This is a genomic window from Gilvimarinus xylanilyticus, from assembly GCF_024195295.1.
In the GTDB taxonomy this organism is placed as follows: Bacteria; Pseudomonadota; Gammaproteobacteria; order Pseudomonadales; family Cellvibrionaceae; genus Gilvimarinus; species Gilvimarinus xylanilyticus.
On sequence record NZ_JAMFTH010000001.1, the window covers coordinates 1,357,660 to 1,373,658 of the forward strand.

The following is a 15,999-nucleotide window of genomic DNA, read 5'->3' on the forward strand; positions in this document are numbered from 1 at the left end:
TCAATATTCCTTGTCTGAATCGGTCAGAATTTGCGTTATTCATCGAAAGCCTAGGCGGTATATGAGTAGCCAACAAGGCAAAACTCCCGCCGCGAGGTGGGCATATATAAGTCCTGGGAGAGGCGGGGTCAAGCAAGGAGCTGGTAATTTTTTCTCGCAGCCACTCAAAAAATGGTATTTTATACGTCACCAGCACAGCGCCGGACGCCCCCCAAAAAGCTCCGGCAAAACTGTTACAGCTCATTGATTTACATACAAATTTCACTTTAACGAACGATCCCGCCAAAAGGTTTTACACAACCTTGGCGAGCCACCCGTGAAGTGGTCGGACTTTTTTCTATGGCTCCGCTTACTCTTTTAGCTCTAGTGATTATTACCATTGTGGCTCTAGCAGCGGTCAATGCCATCAACCTGCGCCAGCAAACACTCAAGCAGTTGGCGCGCCGCCAGCAGCGCCTCTACCATGATCTGGAGCAACTAGAAGAGGCCCTGGCGGCCAGCTTACAATACGTCGAAGACATAGAAGTAAGCCGTCAGCTAGCAAAGGAAAAGCTCGCCACCTTGCAATTGCTGCTGGAATTAGAACGCCACAATCCCGCCCCATTGCAGGCCCGTGTCGAGCAGGCTCAAACCTACCTACAAAACCTCAGCACCGGCGGCACCGAGAGACAGATAAACCGCTACTGTTATAGCGATGTAGAAATCAAAGCGGCGCAGGAAAAACTTGCCCGGGCAGCGGTCTGTCTGCATCAGCGTTGGAGCAGTGAGCGAATGGATCGTGAGGCGGCCAACCAATGCCGGCAACAAATTGACTGGGCAACGCTGATGGTCAGAGTGCTGTCGCTTTTGGGGGCCGCTTACAGCGCCCGGGACAATAATCAAAATATCAGCGCGCTCAATTACTTTCGCAAAGTGCAGAGCTTATTGCAGGCCTCGCAGCATACAGACCCGCGACGCCTGCAACTCATTAAAGAAATCGCCCAGGTAATACGCCTGGAAAAGCCTTATATTGACGCCGCGCTATTTCCCGAGTATCACGCCCTTATCGAGAGTGAAGAGGCTCACGCGGTATAACGACCGCCCCCTGCGCCGCCGCCAGTTGACGCAAGAAGTCGTCAATCACATCCACATCCGAGTTTTGCGAACTGGCATACCAAGTGAGTGCCAGTTCGCCAGCGGCGCTGCTGATCGCCTGAATTCGGGGCGACAACAAAGGTAACTGCACCTTTAAAAAAACCTCAACGGCAGCGCTGGGACGGCCCGAGCCTACAAACTGCCAATACTCGGCCAGATGGGATTCGTGAGCGAAAGAGGCTCGCCTCAAGGTCCAGGTCTCGCCTCCTTTGATCTGTAGAGTATAGGTCGGCAGCAAGCCCGCCTCCTCCATGTCGGTAGCCAGCTTGGGGAGCGCCCGAAGTGTCACCCCAAGCCCCTTAGCCACCACATACTGGCGCTGTTGCTCACGCTTTTTTTGCCCCGCCGAAGGCCGTAACATAGCCACAGGGCCAATCACCATAGCCACGACTAACAGCACAATTATTAAAGTGATACTATCCATAAAAATCCATCATCCGGTGGCGATGTGAAGAAAAACAATCCAGACTAAAAGAGGCCCCTATCAATAATCAAGGTGCCCTTACAGTGGCCCAGCACGAGGAGAGTGCCATGAACGCCTACACCCATATTTTAGTTGGCCTGGATCTTACCGAAGAGTGCCCCCAGATTCTGCAGCGAGCCTGGACTCTGGCACAGGTTTGCGGGGCCAAGCTGACTGTAGCCCATGTCATTGAGCCACTGACTTTTGCTTACGGGGGCGACATGCCCATCGATTTATCCGAAGTCCAGGACCAACTGCAAATTAAGGCCGAACAAGAGCTTTTACGTTTAATCCGCAATGCCGATTGCGAGGTCGAGCAGGAGCATGTGCTGGTGGGCCAGCCAGCCACCGAACTGCACCATCTGGCCAAGCAAATTAACGCTGACCTGATTACTGTCGGCAGCCACGGCCGCAAGGGCTTTGCGCTGTTATTGGGCTCCACCTCTAACAGCGTACTTCACGGCGCCGGTTGCGATGTGCTGGCCATTCGGGTGAGCGGCAACGATTAAACCCAAGCATTAACCGCCCATTTCCTCCAGCTCGGCCCAGCGCTCGTAACACTCATCCAGCGATGCCTGGGTTGTGGCTATGCGTTGCATATGCGCCTCAATTTCCGCTGGATCACCGGCGTAAAAATCGGCGTCGCCGGCAACCTGCTGTAAACTCTCAAGCTCGGTTTCCAAGCGCTCAATCTCATCGGGCAAAGCATCAAATTCGCGCTGCAATTTGTAAGAGAGCTTCTTTTTAGTCGCGGGTTTACTGGCGCTGGGAGCCTGCTTGTCAGCTGCCGACTCGCTTGATGGCACCTCGGATTTCTGCTCTTGCTGGGCCGCTGGGTCACGCCAGCGTCCGCCCTGGCGAATCCAGTCGTCATAGCCCCCCACGTACTCGCGCACCTGGCCCCCGCCTTCAAAGGCGATGGTGCTGGTAACCAGGTTGTTGAGAAACGCGCGGTCGTGGCTTACCAACAATACCGTGCCACTAAACTGACTCAGCACTTCTTCCAACAGCTCCAGGGTTTCCACATCCAGGTCATTGGTGGGCTCGTCCATGACCAGAATATTGGCGGATTTGCTGAACAGCTTGGCCAGCAATACCCGGTTGCGCTCGCCCCCGGATAGGGCTTTCACCGGCGTTCGGGCGCGCTCACCGGAAAACAAAAAGTCGCTCAGATAGGAGATAATGTGCTTAGACCGACCGCCGATCTCGATGCTTTCGCGCCCCTCGGCAACATTGTCTACCGCGCTTTTTTCCAGGTCCAACTGATCGCGCAGCTGATCGAAATAAGCCACACTTAAGTTGGTCCCCAGCTTAACCCTGCCCGAGTCGGGCGATAGCTCGCCCAAAATCAACTTAAGCAGCGTACTTTTACCCGCGCCGTTGGGGCCCACCAAACCGATGCGGTCGCCGCGCAGAATACGGCAGGTAAAATTATCAATAATCGGCTTGTCGCCATAGCGAAAACTCACCTGATCCAGCTCGGCCACAAGCTTGCCCGACAAACCGCCCTGCGCCAGTTCAAAGTTGGCGTTGCCCTGCTGGACCCGGCGCGCCTTGTGCTCTTCGCGCATGGCCTTCAGCGCCCTGACCCGCCCCTCATTGCGGGTACGCCTGGCTTTAATGCCCTGGCGGATCCACACCTCTTCCTGGGCCAGTTTTTTATCGAACAACTCGTTGTGGCGCGCCTCTTCGGCCAGCGCCTGCTCGCGGTACTCCAGAAAGCTGCGATAGTCGCCCCGCCAGGTGCGCAGATGGCCGCGGTCCAATTCGGCAATATGAGTCGCCACTTTTTGCAGCAGCGCCCGATCGTGAGTAATAAACACAATCGCGCCGTTAAACCCGATTAACTCGCTTTCCAGCCACTCAATAGCCGCCACATCCAAGTGGTTAGTGGGCTCATCCAGCAGCAGAATATCCGGCTCGATAACCAGTGCCCGCGCCAGGGCTACGCGGCGCCGCCAACCGCCCGAAAGCGACGCCATTAATACCGCACCATCCAATTGCAAACGGCTCAGGACGGTTTCCACCCGAGTCTGCAGGCTCCAGCCGTCCACCGCCTCGAGCTCGCTCTGGACCCGGGCCAGCTTTTCTACCCAGGCATCGTCGCGACCCTCTTCGGCCACTTGAGTTAAATGATAAAAACGGCTCAGCAGCGCCCCCGCCTCGGGCAAACCCGCCGCTACCACATCAAACACGCTTTTGTCGTCGGCGTCGGGTAAATCTTGCGCCAGGCGCGCAATTTTAACGCCCCGATCCATCACCACCGCGCCCCCATCGAGGCTGACCTCGCCATCCAAGACTTTCAAAAAGCTCGATTTACCCGCACCATTGCGACCGATCAGACACCAGCGCTCACCGCGCTCAATGGTAAAATCCACCCGATCTAAGAGCACCTGCAAGCCGTAATTGAGCTCGGCTTTATCCACCGTCAAAAGAGCCATACTACCTCGTGTTTCCGCCCAATCTAGAATGGGCTGTTATAAAGAAAATCAATCCCTTAGAGAATCTATCTAAGGCGGCGAATACCCCTACAAAACGTTTGCTTCGCCCTGGAAAAAGTGGCAGCATATTAACGTCTATTAACGCCCGAAACAGCATTTTTGGGCGCAAATCACGGTTCCAGAACAAAGAAAACAATAAAATCGAACAAATTGGGTATTTTAGAGCCCAAGGCAAATGCAACGTTCGTCACTTTCAGCAGCCCCGAGGTAATTATGAGGCTATTCAACCGCGAACGCTTCAAACACTCCTTTTACGGCAAGTGCCACTTGCTGAGCAGCACCGTTTTGCTCGCTGGCAGTCTTTGCGTCAGCGCCGTAAGCTGGAGCCAGACTCAAGCCGCTCCGGATGCAATTGCCGACAAATCTGTACAGCGTAAAGCCTACGCCGAGGCGCACGAAGCGCTGAGCCAAAGCCGCTATAGCGACTACCGTGAATTGCGCGACAGCCTCGCCACCTATCCGCTGCTGCCTTATATTGAATACCGTTACATAACCCGCCGCATTTCGCGGGTCGATCACAGCGAAATTGACCAGTTTCTCGCGCGCTATCCCGATTCGTACTTAGCGGACAAGCTGGAGCGGCTGTGGATTGAAAAACTCGCCGAAAAACGCGACTGGGAAAGCCTGACCCGTTACTATCGACCGGAAAACAGTACCACCACGCTCGCCTGCCTGAATTTGCGTGCGCGCATCAATATGGGAGACAAGACCGCGCTGGACGAAGTCGCCGCCCTGTGGGATGTCGACCACTCGCAACCCAAAGCCTGCGACCCGGTCTTCGCCGCCTGGATGCAGGCAGATCGGCTCACCGACGACATTGCCTGGTCGCGGTTTGTCAAAACCATGGATGCTCGCCAGCGCTCGCTGGCACGCTATATCAGCAAACAAATGTCGCCAGAGACTAAAGCTCTGGCAGACCTGTACTATCGGGTTGACAGCAATCCGCGCCTGCTGCGTGACATGCAACGTTTTAGTCTGCAAAGCTCGCGCATGCAAGATCTGATTCTCCACGGCCTGCAGCGCCTGTCATTGCGCGATGCTGCTCTCGCAATCGATTTATGGCACAAATACGATGCCCAGCAACTGTTTGACGATCAGGAGCGTATAGATACTCAACGCTATATCGCCGTGCGACTGTTGCGGCAAGATCACACGGATCAAGCTGAAGCCCTACTGGCTTCCTCCCCGGCGCTGAGCAGCGAAACCGTCACCCAATGGCTGATTCGCGATGCCCTGCGCAAGCAGGACTGGGAGCGAGTGCAAAAGTGGATCGGTATGCTTCCCGCCGACGAACAAGCCAGTGAACGCTGGCGCTATTGGCGCGCCCGCGCCCTGACCCAGCAAAATCGAGAAGCGGCGCAAGTGCGAGACCTATACGCTGAGGTGGCCAAAACCCGTTCGTTTTACGGCTTTCTCGCCGCGGATATTCTGGGCCAGGATTACGAGCTCGTGGATAAGCCTATTCAGGTGTCCCAAGACAGTTATCGGGCCGTATCGCAAAACCCGGGCATTGTGCGCGCCCGCGAACTCTATATTATCGGCGAAAACCTCGATGCCCGGCGCGAGTGGTACCACACCACTCGGGCGCTCAGCAAAGCTCAGGTTATCGCCGCCGGCAAACTGGCCGAAAACTGGGGCTGGCACCGCAATGGCATTCAGGCCATGATTCAGGCGAGCTACTGGGACGATCTGCAAACCCGCTTCCCACTGGCGTATCAGGAGCATGTTAACTCCACGGCCAAAGAAACGGCGATTGAGCCTCACCTGCTGTTTGCCATTGCCCGCCAGGAGAGCGCCTTTACCCCCGACGCCCGATCCTCGGCCGGCGCCTTGGGTCTGATGCAGCTACTGCCCTCTACAGCCAAACAAACCGCGCGGCGCAACGGCATGAGCATATCCACCTGGGATTTATTAACCCCGGAAACCAATATCGCTCTGGGAGGCCGCTATCTGGGCCAACTGCTGAACCAATTTGACGGCAATCGTATCCTTGCCGCTGCTGCCTACAACGCAGGGCCCACCCGGGTCAAACAGTGGCTCAACGACGACAAAGCTTCACAGCTGCCGTTTGATATCTGGATTGAAACCATTCCCTATCGTGAGACCCGCGGTTATGTGCAAAACGTGCTGGCCTACTCGGTCATCTACGGCTACCGTTTGGGAGACAAAAAACCCTTTATCACTCAGGGCGAGGCCAAAAAGCCCCTGTAAAAGCCAGTGGACAGCTCGAACGGTTATCCACTGGCTTTCAGGATTTCTCCTCTGAAACCGGTTAAATGCTAAACTACAATAACGAATCAGCCGTCAGAGATCGACAGACTTCATGCCCGACTCATCGCCTTTGTTGGCGCGCCAACCCATCTTTAACACCCAGCTTGAAGTGGTAGCCTACGAGTTACTTTACCGGGCCACGCACGCTAATCGAGCCGACTTTGTCGATGGGAGTATTGCCAGCTCTCAGGTACTGCTGAACACCTTCACCGAACTTTCCATTGAAGCGGTGGTGGGACCACACCGAGCCTTTGTCAACTTTACCGGCCCCTTGATGGACGCCACCTTGCCGTTTGATCACAAACAACTGGTGATCGAAGTTCTGGAGACGGAGCATATTGATGCTGGCCTGCTGCACCGCTTAAAAATTTTGCGCGAACAGGGTTTTTCCATCGCCCTAGACGACTTTGTTCTCAACCGGAAAAGCGCCGCCTTGCTGCCCTACGCTGATATTATCAAGCTCGACGTGCTGGCCCTTAACCAGGAACAACTTGAAAAGCACAGTGGCTACCTTAAGAAGCTGGGACTGGAATTGCTGGCCGAAAAAATCGAAACCTTTGAGATGCTGGAATATTGCCAGGGCTTGGGGTTTGATTACTTTCAGGGCTATTTTTTGGAAAAACCCAAAGTGCTTAGCGGCCAGAGGCTGAGCGAAAGCAAGCAATCGGTCTTGCAACTGCTGGCTAAACTCAACGCCCCCGAAGCCTCGTTCGAAGACATTGAAACCATTATTTCCCGCGATCCGGTGCTCAGCTACAAGCTTCTGCGGCTGGTTAACTCAGCGGCTTTTGGCCTGCCCCGGCAAATAGAATCTCTGCGCCAAGCCCTGACACTATTGGGGCTGAAGATTATTAAAAACTGGATCGGCCTGTTGGCCATGGCCAAGCTCAGCGATAAACCACCAGAATTGGCCGTAAACGCGCTGATTCGCGCCAAAATGTGTGAGCTAATGGCTGCCGTCCAGCTGCCCCAAGCGCAGTGCGACACCTACTTCACTACCGGCTTACTGTCTATGCTGGATGCGTTTATGGACGCTCCCCTGGAGCAGGTGCTGGCCGACATCCAACTAAGCGATAACTTGCGGCGGGCGCTGCTGGATTTTGAAGGCACCGAAGGCAAATTTTTACAAGCGGCGATTACCTACGAGCGGGGCCAATGGCAGGATATTGACTGGCCGTATCTCGCCCATTACGACTTGAATCCGGGTGTGCTTACCGAACTCTACCTACAAACCCTAAGCTGGGTGGATGACACCCAGCTTACCCTGCAGGCGGATGTGCGCGAGGCAAAGCGCAGATAAACTCATCCAGTTGCCGAGAGGTGAAAGGCCAATCCAATTCATCCCCGGTATCGGCGCGCAACACCGGAATTCGCAACCCGTAGCGCTCGATCATCTCGTCGTCGCAGGCAATATCGAAACGACGCAAGTCTAGCCCACCGGGGTAGGCATCCACTATGGCTTGAGCGTGTTCACACAAGTGGCAGGAAGCAGTCGTCAGAAGGGTTAGTCGCATTAGGATCGGTCGGGCAATGGCTGAGGGTTGCCATTTTACCCGACTCTATTGCGTGCTGTTAACATCAGGGCCTGCTAGGGCTTACTCACCCTCTACGGGTGTTTGATTCAGCATTTGCGCGGTCTGATTCAACACCCGATCCAAAAACTGCGTAAAACGCTGACCATCGGGGTTCGCGGGACGATCGATGTCCGCGTACATGGCCTCCACCAGCGAGCGCATCAGCTCGATGGGCTCGGCAAACTCCGAGGCGGTATCCACCGCTTTGCGGGTCTGCTCGATAAAATCCCCTAGAGGGGCGAGACGCGAGGCCAGACTATCGGCCCTGTCGCTCCCTTGATAGGCGGCGTCAACACGTTGATATTCGGTACGGGTCAGCTGCAACGCAAAACCGCTGATTTGCGAGTCGTCGTAACCCAGTGACTGAGCATACTCAAACGCCTGATCCAGATCACCGGTAAAGAACTCATCCGCCAACTGATCCACTTGCCCAATTAACGATTCAATGGCTTCGCGCTCGCGCTCATTGAGATCGCCCTCCACCGAGATACTGTAACCACTGGAAGAGGACTGAGCATAAGACAGCGAAGCGCCTTCCCCATTACCCTGAGCATTTAACCCCTGAGCGGTACTCGAACTGGCGCTGATACTGACCCAGTCGCCCTCCTGAGTGCGCACCCGAAACTCAAATTGTTCGGCACTGGCGTATTCAGCTCTAACCCGCAAGGAGCCGGGCGCCGCATCACTCAAGGAGACAGGGTCATCGCTTGAAGCCTCGGTGGAAATACCCATCTTGGCGCCTAACTCGGCAATACCCGAGGTGACTAAATCATAGGTTTTGTCGATATCCTGACGTACCGTGGGATTCAGCATATTCAGTGCTTTAAGTTTTTCTTCGGCCTCGGCAAACCCCTGCTTAAATCCCTTTAAACCGGCTTCAAGGCGCGACTCAAGGGCCTCTTGATCGGCGCCATTGGCGATATCGCGGTTTATCTGGCGCTCGATAAAACCCAGAATATTCCCGGCGGCACGCTCGGCGCTCAGAGGTTCAAACCCTGAAAAAGCGCGCTTGCCCGACAACTGGGTCAGGGCCGAGTCGCTGACCAGATTTTGTGCAGATGGCTTGTCCGCCGCTCGGGGCGACTGAGACACAGATGAGATACTGCTTAGATTAGAATCAATCATAACGAGGCCTCCCGGGGTGGCTATGCCCCGCTATCGGCCGCCGGGCAACAAACTTTAGCGCGCGGTTACCCCCCGCGGGTAAAAACCAGGGCGGCCACCACGACCAACGTTAGCACCACCAATACCGACAGGCCCGCCGAGCCATAGCGTGGCCGATTGTTGTCAGCCTCGCTGGGCGATGACTGCGGTTGGACTGCGGGCTCCTCGGCCCGAGGCTGTGGCGAGTACGACCGCCTGCGCACAGAACTATTGTCCCTACCCGTGGTGCGCACGGTGGTTTTGGCAATATCATCCGCCGGGCCGATGACGCCAAACGCGAGGGTATCAAAACGCAGCTCATCGCCTCGTTTAACCCGCGCCTCGGTCACCGGCTGACCATTGAGAAAGGTGCCATTGGCAGAGCCCAGGTCTTTAACGTAAAGCACGCCCTCAACGATCGAGAGCTCGGCGTGACGGCGAGATAAATGCGCCGCGGCCAGTGAAATATCACACTCGGTAGCGCGCCCTACAACATTACTAAGCTTAAGCGGAAACACCCGGTTCCCCAGGGCGCTACTGTTTGCCTTAAGCGCCCAACCGGTCGCTTTGGGCGCGCGGGGATTGGTTCGCTTGGGAACTACCGGCTCAGCGACCGACTCGTCTTTGGGGTCGATTATCTCGAGCTGAACGCCGAGTAAATTAATAATATCGCGCGCCTTGAGACGACACCTCTCCTCGACCTGATTGCCGTTAACCTCAACCTGGGAGCCAGGCACCAGATTAACCAGATGGAGGGTCTCGTGTTCTACTTCAATTAGCAGGTGTTTGTCGGCAATGTTGGGGCTACTGACCACCATGGGGTTGCCCCGATCGCGACCGATACTGATGCTGGGCTCGACAAGCCAAACCGCACTGTATTTTTTATCTTTGAAGCGGATTTTCAGCATCTAAAGTATCCTTTTTAGTCGTCATGTCAGGGGCAAGATAATGCTACACGGCAGTGCATTTTTCAAGCTGTACGGATGGGGGTTGTGATGGCCTGGGCCCTAGGAACGCTCGGCCATATGTCGCCACTGTCTTTGCAGCTGCCCAAAACGATTTCTCTGCTCATCGGTCAGGTTCAATCGTTTGTCGATATGATGCACCAAAGGCCCCGCCTTTTGCTGATATGGCAGCGGTTGCTCGGAGTGGGTCATGCCGCCCACCAGTGCTTGCAGCAAATTCAATGATACTGAACCGTGGCGGGGGAATTCCTGTAACGCCTGATCAAAACAGGCGATTGCCTGGGCAAATTCCTGTCGCTCATACAAACCAATGCCCCGCTTATTCAGCTGCGCCAACCGCTCGCGCTTTTTACGGCTAACAGGCAAAGTTAAAAACAAATCCATTTGCTCCAACACGGCCTCTTGATCGCGGTAAACATCCAGCATATGTTGGAGCAGGCGCTCGCGCAGAGTGAACTCATTCAGACAATCTGCGGCACTCACCCAATCGAGCAAAACGGTGGCCGGGACTTCGGGTAAATCGTGCTCTGCCTGCAGCTGGCTAAGTAACTGGCGAGAGTGGGCACCGTCACCCGTGACCGCACGAAACGCGCACTCGACCGAATGCAAGGCAAGGGCAAGCTCGTCGGTGAGAGCAAAGCGGCTGGCGAAACCGGACAAAACTCGACTGACCTCGGCATCAAAACCGCGCCCCCGTTCGCGATCTAAAAAACTCAGCTCGCTGCAAGCGCGAACAAACTGAAAATGGGTATAGGGTTGGTCGTAAGTGGAGTGATGTCCCAACCGAATCGCCTGTCGCAGCGCCTGGGTCGCAACGGGCAAATCGCGGTTATTCAAGGCCACCTCTCCCAGCCGTTGCTGGCGCCGGACGGTTAACGGCGAGACCTGAACCGCGTGCTGCAGTGCCCGCTGTTGCGCGGCCGGGTCAAGATTTTCCCCGTGCAACTCAGCCAGGGCATCATAGGCTGCCACACAGTCGCCATTGCTGACCAACGCCTGCTCCAACCATTGCTCTGCGGCTTTAAAGTCGCCCTGCCCGCGCTTGCTGTAGGCCAACCCCAACTGCGCCCAATCCAGTTCTTTTACCTCCATAATCTCGCGATACAATCGCTCGGCTTGGATAAAATCCCCATTTTCCAAGAGCAGTTGCCCCAACAGCTTTTGCGCCGCAAGCTTATAGGGTGAGTTTCCGGCGGCTAAGACCGCGCACAGCGCACGCGCACGCGGGCTATCGCCTTCGTCGAGCGCCTGAGCCACGGGCGCAAAGACCCGCCGCTTGCGCAACAGACGACTCAAACGTTGCAGCAAATGCTTACTGGCAACCGGCTTGGCTAAAAACGCATCGAGAGAAACGTCGGTCGCGGCGAGCACCAAGGCTTTTGAAAGTTCGGCTGAGAGTAAAACAAAAATACCCTCCGCGCTTAACAACTTCTCTTCACGTAAGGTTTCTAACAGCTGCAACCCGGATTTGCCCTCACCCAGATCATACTCACAAATGACCACGTCGTAGCGCCGGAACCGGCTTTTGCGCATTGCATCCGCGCCATTCACGGCAGTATCCACCTGTAGACAGCCCTGTGCCTGGAGGGTATGCATGACTGTCATACGAAAGTTTTCAAACCGATCGACGATCAGTACTTTGCGGTCGGCGAATGTCCCAATTGACATGAATCAGAGTCCAGCGCTGAATGAGTCACCAGCATAGCGGAAACCTGAACGGGAAGAAATTGTAGAGCTAAGAAGCTAAAGCCGCCGCGTCTGGACTACGGCGGCGAGAGAGAAACACCTGCTGATCCCCCAACGCTTTTGCCCGGTGCTTGGCGTCGGCCAGCAGCATCGCTACCTGGTGATGGGTGCGACACAGCTCAGGATCCGGGTGGACACAACCAATGGCAAGGGTGAGTGGGCCGAATCGCCGCCTTTGCCCCTGACGATCATCGGTCCAATAATCGAGCTGTTCGGGCGCCAGTGTCTGCTGAATATAGTGTGAGAACTTCTCCAGCACGGTTTCACAGCGATTGCGCCAATCCCGAGAACGAAACACGACGACAAAGTCGTCGCCGCCCACATGGCCAACGAAATCCAGCTCGGGGTTGACGCTCGCGGTCAAAAGCTCCCCCAACGCAATAATAACGTCGTCGCCACTGCTGTAGCCGAACGCATCGTTAAAGGGTTTAAATTGATTAATATCACAATAAGCGACAATAAAATCCGCCTTCTGACACAGCAAGCGATCAATCCACTCGTACAAGGGCACATTGCCGGGCAATGATGATAATGGATTCGAGTGACGCGCGAGCCTTAGCTTTTCCTCGGCAATGCTGCGCAAAATACTGCGTACCTTAGCCACCCCGGCATACTGACCGTCATCACTGACCAATATATCCACGCTAAGATTTTGCAGAGGGTCTTCGGTGACCAGACGCCCGGCCGAGTTTAAATCACTGTCCAAATCCATGATCAGCGAGCGCGGGCTGATAAACTCGACAATAGGCTTGTTGGAGTGAAGCTCGTAGGCGTAGCGCCAGGAGAATGTGTTGAGCAGCTCCGAGCGACTAATCATGCCCAGAGCCGTCCCCCCGGCACTCACCACCGGCAGGCAAGTCAGCCTGACGTCGGCCCGCAACATTTTGACCACCTCGGCGGCGGATACCTGTGGGTCCACCGCCGGTTCGTAGACCGTCACTTCACGCAGGGTTAACGCAAAGGTATCGTGGGTCCGGGGCATATTCTGGGCCAGCGCCTGCTGGATAGACTCGGTCAAGTGGTGGGAAGGCTTTGCAGTCGGGCGGGCGATATAAAAACCCTGCATATACTCCACCCCCATGGACGCCAGGGTAGAAAATTCTTCGGCGGTTTCGATTCCCTCGGCAATCACTTTGTTGCCAATGCGATTGGCGATATCCAGCATAAAACGCACAAACTCGCGCTTTACCGCACTGCGCTCGATACCCTTGACGAAATGCCGATCAATTTTGACATAATCCGGGTTTAACTCGCTCCAGATTCGCAGCCCCGCATAACCGGCCCCCAAGTCATCGATGGCCACGGCAAAGCCCTGCTGCTGAAAGTGTTCGCAGGCGCCGCGCAGCAAATCATACTCATCCATGGGCTGCTTTTCGGTCAACTCAAACACCACCCGTTCCGGGTCGAGTTTAAGCTCGCGCAAAATGGCCATGGTGACCCCGTCGCGGTACTGGCTGTCCGTAAACGACAGTGGCGTCATATTCAAAAACAGCTTGCCCGGCAGGTTCTGTTCGACAAAGGCGCGACAGGCGAGCTCGCGGCAGGTATATTCCAGCCTGGCCATTTGGCCCAAGCTGCTGGCGGCGGCAAATAATTGGTCGGGACGTGCGAGCCCCGAGTCGGCGGGGCCACGGATCAAAGCCTCGTAGCCGGCAATCTCATTGTCATTAGCGCTGATAATGGGCTGAAACACCGGATACAGCCGATGGTTATCGATAAGGCTCTGCAGCTGATGCTGGAGGTGCGCAGGCACAGCGTCCTCCTTTTCTGTGACGGTTCGAGTATTAACGCGCCAAAGTATCCGCCCCGCCTGTGACAGGAATATGACAACCTAGCAGCCTGCTACGATTGAAGCGCTGCCCCGAAGGCCGGTAAAATGCCGAGCTTTCATTCAGACACCCAGCCCATGACCGAAAAACGCGACAACCTTTACGCCAACCCCCTGGCACAGGTGGACAAGTTCAGCTTTGACCAACATGTTGTGGACGTTTTTCCCGACATGATCAAGCGCTCGGTGCCCGGCTACCCCACGATATTAAATATGATCGGCACCCTGGCCGAACGCTACGCGCGCGCCAACTCCAAATGTTACGACCTCGGCTGCTCACTCGGAGCCGCCACCCTGGCGATGCGTCATAGAATTCACAGCAGCCACTGTGAGATCGTCGCTGTCGATAACTCCCCTGCCATGATTGCGCGGGCCCGGCACATAATGGCTGCCGACGCACTGGAAGACGTACCGGTAGAGTTTGTCGAGGCCCGGCTGCAGGATATTGCTATCGACAACGCCTCCATGGCGGTGCTCAATTTTACCTTGCAGTTTATTCCCGTGGATGAGCGCGAGGCGCTGTTGGGTAAAATTGCCGCTGGGCTAAATCCGGGCGGGGTACTGATTTTGTCCGAGAAAGTTTGCTTTGATGATCCGCCTCATCAGGCACTGATGACCGAGCTACACCACAACTTTAAGCGCGCCAATGGCTACAGCGATTTAGAGATTGCGCAAAAGCGCGGCGCCATTGAGGACGTGCTGATTCCCGAGTCGCTCGACACTCATCGCACCCGCCTTAAAAACGCAGGCTTCAGCAGCGTGGATGTCTGGTTTCAGTGCCTCAACTTTGCCTCAATAATTGCCATAAAATGATTGACTACCATCAGCTGTACCAATTTTTAGCCGACCATCCGCGTTTAAAACCTTGGGGGCAGGCCCTGCCCGCACTGGTCGAAAAAGGCTTATCCCCCCAGCGCTTTGGAGATTTACCCGGCTGGCTGCAAGCCCTTGAACAACTCCCCACTATTACCGCCGACCAGATTGACTTAAAAAACCAGGTGGCGGTTTGGGGCCATGCCAGCGAGGTACAAATTGCCCAGGCGGACACCGCCCTGCGTGCACTGATCCCCTGGCGCAAAGGCCCCTATCAGATTCACGGTATTCACATTGATACCGAGTGGCGCTCGGACTGGAAGTGGGAGCGCATTCGCGACCACATCGCACCGCTAAAGCATCGCCTGGTATTGGATGTAGGCTGCGGCAACGGCTATCACGGCTGGCGCATGCTGGGCGATGGCGCCGAACGGGTGATTGGCATAGACCCCTCACCGCGTTTTGTAGTGCAGTTTTCCGCCATAAAACACTTTTTGGGTGCCCAGCAACCCATGGATGTATTGCCCTTGGGGATTGAAGCGCTACCGCGCGAGCTAAAGGCCTTTGATACGACCTTCTCCATGGGCGTTTTCTACCACCGCCGCTCCCCCATGGACCATTTGCGCGAACTCAAAGATACCTTAAAACCGGGTGGGCAGTTGGTGCTGGAAACTCTGGTGATCGAGGGCAAAGAAGGGGATGTGTTGGTGCCGCCGGGGCGCTACGCCATGATGAATAACGTCTGGTTTTTACCCAGTCCCGCCACCCTGCAGGCCTGGCTGAAAAAGTGCGGCTTTAAAGATATTCAGCTAATCGACCAGAGCCCCACAACCTGTAACGAGCAGCGCGCCACCGACTGGATGACATTTCACTCACTGGAGAAATTTCTCGACCCCGAGGACCCCAGCAAAACCATCGAAGGGCACCCGGGGCCTCTGCGCGCAACCTTTACCGCAACCGCGTAATCAGGCGTCGCCCAGCTGCAGTGGCGTGTGTAAACCAAACTCGCGATGAATTTGCTCGCACCAGGCGTCCAATCGCTCGCCAGTTAGGTTTTCCTGCTGATCTTCGTCGATTGCCAAACCCACAAACTCGCCGTCGCGCTCGGCCTTGGAGGCTTCGTACTCGTAACCGTCGGTGGGCCAAAAGCCAATACGTTCAGGGGCACAGGCATCGATCACATCGTGCAACATGCCCATGGCATCGAGAAAGTAATCGCCATAGCCAAATTGGTCGCCCAGGCCAAACAGAGCCACGGTTTTGCCGCTGAAATCCACCTCGGCCAGATCATCCCAAAACTCTTCCCAATCGGACTGGATTTGACCAAAGTCCCAGGTCGGGATACCCAAAATAATCTGCTCGTAAGCGGTAAACTCCAGCTGAGTGACCTCGCCAATATCGTGCAAATCGACTACATCGGCCCCCAGGCGTTTTTGAATTCGCAGGGCAACCTGCTCGGTATTACCTTCATCACTGCCGAAAAAAAGCCCGATTTTGGCCACTGAACATCAACTCCACTGTGTTTACAATTCGCTAAGGCTGCGGATTTTCCCAGCAAAAA

The 15,999-nt window shown here is 55.5% G+C and carries 14 protein-coding genes; 6 read left to right on the forward strand and 8 right to left on the reverse strand.

What is annotated here, in order from left to right; genetic code table 11:
• The first annotated feature begins 339 nt into the window (after window positions 1–339).
• The gene (locus M6D89_RS05825) at window positions 340–1,074 is read left to right on the forward strand and encodes a hypothetical protein (protein WP_253967083.1); all 735 of its coding nucleotides are present in this window, start codon (window positions 340–342) and stop codon (window positions 1,072–1,074) included.
• Here M6D89_RS05825 and M6D89_RS05830 read toward each other — a convergent pair.
• Window positions 1,043–1,558, reverse strand: a complete 516-nt coding sequence (locus M6D89_RS05830) for a hypothetical protein (RefSeq protein WP_253967084.1) — start codon at window positions 1,556–1,558, stop codon at window positions 1,043–1,045. The two genes, M6D89_RS05825 and M6D89_RS05830, sit on opposite strands and share 32 nt — an antisense overlap.
• Before the next feature lie 107 nt (window positions 1,559–1,665).
• On the opposite strand from M6D89_RS05830, the gene M6D89_RS05835 reads away from it, so the two are divergent.
• Entirely contained in the window at window positions 1,666–2,106 is a 441-nt protein-coding gene (locus M6D89_RS05835) for a universal stress protein (RefSeq protein ID WP_253967085.1), read from the forward strand.
• A 9-nt stretch (window positions 2,107–2,115) separates the two neighbouring features.
• Here the strand turns inward: M6D89_RS05835 and M6D89_RS05840 are convergent, their stop codons facing one another.
• The gene (locus M6D89_RS05840; RefSeq protein ID WP_253967086.1) at window positions 2,116–4,038 is read right to left on the reverse strand and encodes an ATP-binding cassette domain-containing protein; all 1,923 of its coding nucleotides are present in this window, start codon (window positions 4,036–4,038) and stop codon (window positions 2,116–2,118) included.
• Window positions 4,039–4,311: 273 nt separating this feature from the next.
• Between M6D89_RS05840 and M6D89_RS05845 the strand changes: the two genes are divergently transcribed.
• Both M6D89_RS05845 and M6D89_RS05850 read left to right on the forward strand, forming a co-directional pair.
• Window positions 4,312–6,309, forward strand: coding sequence for a transglycosylase SLT domain-containing protein (locus tag M6D89_RS05845; protein WP_253967087.1), 1,998 nt, complete (start codon window positions 4,312–4,314; stop codon window positions 6,307–6,309).
• Between the two features lie 112 nt (window positions 6,310–6,421).
• Window positions 6,422–7,669 carry an EAL and HDOD domain-containing protein gene (locus tag M6D89_RS05850; protein WP_253967088.1) on the forward strand — a complete coding sequence of 416 codons (1,248 nt, stop codon included), beginning with the start codon at window positions 6,422–6,424 and terminating at the stop codon, window positions 7,667–7,669.
• Here M6D89_RS05850 and M6D89_RS05855 read toward each other — a convergent pair.
• The 5 genes from M6D89_RS05855 to M6D89_RS05875 all read right to left on the reverse strand — a co-directional run bounded on the left by M6D89_RS05855 (window position 7,629) and on the right by M6D89_RS05875 (window position 13,550).
• On the reverse strand, window positions 7,629–7,883 hold the full coding sequence (locus M6D89_RS05855) for a glutaredoxin family protein (RefSeq protein WP_253967089.1): 255 nt from the start codon (window positions 7,881–7,883) through the stop codon (window positions 7,629–7,631). The genes M6D89_RS05850 and M6D89_RS05855 overlap by 41 nt on opposite strands.
• An 81-nt stretch (window positions 7,884–7,964) precedes the next feature.
• Entirely contained in the window at window positions 7,965–9,068 is a 1,104-nt protein-coding gene (locus tag M6D89_RS05860) for a DUF5610 domain-containing protein (RefSeq protein ID WP_253967090.1), read from the reverse strand.
• Window positions 9,069–9,133: 65 nt separating this feature from the next.
• Window positions 9,134–9,994: an FHA domain-containing protein gene (locus M6D89_RS05865; protein ID WP_253967091.1), complete on the reverse strand. Its 861-nt coding sequence runs from the start codon at window positions 9,992–9,994 to the stop codon at window positions 9,134–9,136.
• 99 nt (window positions 9,995–10,093) lie between these two features.
• Complete coding sequence (locus tag M6D89_RS05870) at window positions 10,094–11,719, reverse strand: response regulator (RefSeq protein ID WP_253967092.1); 1,626 nt, start codon at window positions 11,717–11,719, stop codon at window positions 10,094–10,096.
• A 67-nt stretch (window positions 11,720–11,786) separates the two neighbouring features.
• Complete coding sequence (locus tag M6D89_RS05875) at window positions 11,787–13,550, reverse strand: bifunctional diguanylate cyclase/phosphodiesterase (protein ID WP_253967093.1); 1,764 nt, start codon at window positions 13,548–13,550, stop codon at window positions 11,787–11,789.
• 153 nt (window positions 13,551–13,703) lie between these two features.
• Here M6D89_RS05875 and cmoA point away from each other — a divergent pair, with 153 nt between their 5' ends.
• Both cmoA and cmoB read left to right on the forward strand, forming a co-directional pair.
• On the forward strand, window positions 13,704–14,438 hold the full coding sequence (gene cmoA, locus M6D89_RS05880) for a carboxy-S-adenosyl-L-methionine synthase CmoA (RefSeq protein ID WP_253967704.1): 735 nt from the start codon (window positions 13,704–13,706) through the stop codon (window positions 14,436–14,438).
• Entirely contained in the window at window positions 14,435–15,403 is a 969-nt protein-coding gene (gene cmoB, locus M6D89_RS05885) for a tRNA 5-methoxyuridine(34)/uridine 5-oxyacetic acid(34) synthase CmoB (protein ID WP_253967094.1), read from the forward strand. Before cmoA ends, cmoB begins: the two co-directional genes overlap by 4 nt.
• On the opposite strand, the gene M6D89_RS05890 is transcribed toward cmoB, so the two are convergent.
• Window positions 15,404–15,940, reverse strand: coding sequence for a flavodoxin (locus tag M6D89_RS05890; protein WP_253967095.1), 537 nt, complete (start codon window positions 15,938–15,940; stop codon window positions 15,404–15,406).
• Window positions 15,941–15,999: the final 59 nt, after the last annotated feature.

Excerpts from the sequence above, each read along its gene's own strand:
- M6D89_RS05825 (WP_253967083.1), top strand. The coding sequence starts at position 340 with ATGGCTCCGCTTACTCTTTTAGCTCTAGTGATTATTACCATTGTGGCT.
- M6D89_RS05830 (WP_253967084.1), bottom strand. The coding sequence starts at position 1,558 with ATGGATAGTATCACTTTAATAATTGTGCTGTTAGTCGTGGCTATGGTG.
- M6D89_RS05835 (WP_253967085.1), top strand. The coding sequence starts at position 1,666 with ATGAACGCCTACACCCATATTTTAGTTGGCCTGGATCTTACCGAAGAG.
- M6D89_RS05840 (WP_253967086.1), bottom strand. The coding sequence starts at position 4,038 with ATGGCTCTTTTGACGGTGGATAAAGCCGAGCTCAATTACGGCTTGCAG.
- M6D89_RS05845 (WP_253967087.1), top strand. The coding sequence starts at position 4,312 with ATGAGGCTATTCAACCGCGAACGCTTCAAACACTCCTTTTACGGCAAG.
- M6D89_RS05850 (WP_253967088.1), top strand. The coding sequence starts at position 6,422 with ATGCCCGACTCATCGCCTTTGTTGGCGCGCCAACCCATCTTTAACACC.
- M6D89_RS05855 (WP_253967089.1), bottom strand. The coding sequence starts at position 7,883 with ATGCGACTAACCCTTCTGACGACTGCTTCCTGCCACTTGTGTGAACAC.
- M6D89_RS05860 (WP_253967090.1), bottom strand. The coding sequence starts at position 9,068 with ATGATTGATTCTAATCTAAGCAGTATCTCATCTGTGTCTCAGTCGCCC.
- M6D89_RS05865 (WP_253967091.1), bottom strand. The coding sequence starts at position 9,994 with ATGCTGAAAATCCGCTTCAAAGATAAAAAATACAGTGCGGTTTGGCTT.
- M6D89_RS05870 (WP_253967092.1), bottom strand. The coding sequence starts at position 11,719 with ATGTCAATTGGGACATTCGCCGACCGCAAAGTACTGATCGTCGATCGG.
- cmoA (WP_253967704.1), top strand. The coding sequence starts at position 13,704 with ATGACCGAAAAACGCGACAACCTTTACGCCAACCCCCTGGCACAGGTG.
- cmoB (WP_253967094.1), top strand. The coding sequence starts at position 14,435 with ATGATTGACTACCATCAGCTGTACCAATTTTTAGCCGACCATCCGCGT.